Genomic DNA, 641 nt, shown 5'->3' with positions numbered 1-641 from the left:
ACACAGATATCGGCCGCAAAAAGGTGGATTCTGCCGCCGATGCGCTGCGAGAACTTAACCCTCACGTCGAGGTAAACGCCGTTGCCAAACGTCTCGATGATGCTCAACTTCAAGCTTTGATTGAACAACACACTGTGGTAGTTGATGCGTCTGATAACGTCGACACTCGTAATCAACTGAACCGTCTCTGTTTTGCAACGAAAACCCCGCTTATCTCTGGGGCGGCAATTCGTATGGAAGGTCAAGTGAGCGTGTTTACGTACGACGATCCAACTCAACCTTGTTACCAGTGCTTGAGTGCACTATTTGGTAGCAGTGCACTAAGCTGCGTTGAAGCGGGTGTAATGGCACCAGTGGTCGGGATTGTGGGCGCTGTACAAGCGATGGAAACCATCAAGGTGATCGCAAATTACGGCCAGCCAAAGAAAGGGAAAATCCTTATTCTCGATGCGCTCAGCATGTCGTGGCGAGAAATGAACTTGATGAAAATGCCGACCTGCCCTGTTTGTGGTTAAGTGGCGCAAACTTCACCATAGTAAAGAGTTCTCAAAAAGCCCAACACAACGTTGGGCTTTTTCTTATTCTGAGATTCAAAATTAAAACCCCGCATTTTAGATTACTAATACCCATCATAAACAAAC

At 47.1% G+C, this 641-nt stretch carries 1 protein-coding gene; it reads left to right on the top strand.

The genetic code is table 11. The features are described 5' to 3' along the window. Positions 1 to 515, top strand: a 515-nt coding sequence (locus tag R7E78_RS27640) for a ThiF family adenylyltransferase (protein ID WP_318058820.1), incomplete at its 5' end; no start/stop codon positions are given. Between the last annotated feature and the right edge of the window lie 126 nt (positions 516 to 641).

The organism is Vibrio sp. YT-19(2023) (assembly GCF_033337395.1).
The sequence above is the reverse complement of the archived record's forward strand: the minus strand, read 5'-3'. Positions and strand labels throughout refer to the sequence as shown.